The sequence below is a fragment of the Treponema sp. R6D11 genome, from assembly GCF_054786075.1.
In genome coordinates this window covers 1-324 of record NZ_BDHD01000957.1, presented here as the reverse complement: position 1 = coordinate 324, position 324 = coordinate 1, and the positions used below count along the sequence as shown (strand labels likewise).

Below are 324 nucleotides of genomic sequence, written 5' to 3'. Positions count from 1 at the left end.
TGGCTTACAAGGAGTCAGCAAGTATCGGTACAAAGGTTTATGTCGCCTGTGGTGGAGTATTCGCCGGAAGCATAATTATTTCCGACGAGATAAAGCCCGACAGCAAAGGCGCGATAGCCGGCTTAAAAGAAAAAGGCGTAGAAAAAACGGTAATGCTTACCGGGGACAATCCCGTTATAGCGAAGGAAATAGCGGGCGAACTCGGCATTGACGAAGTATACGGCGGTCTGCTCCCTCAGGAAAAAGTAGAAAAATTGGAAGCGCTAAATACGCAAAAAAAAGAAAAAGGCAGACTCGCCTTTGTGGGAGACGGAATAAACGACG

At 47.2% G+C, this 324-nt stretch carries 1 protein-coding gene; it reads left to right on the top strand.

Features of this window, described 5'->3' with window-relative positions; genetic code table 11:
* Nucleotides 1-324, top strand: a 324-nt coding sequence (locus ACYVTD_RS16985) for an HAD family hydrolase (RefSeq protein WP_461248824.1), incomplete at both ends; no start/stop codon positions are given.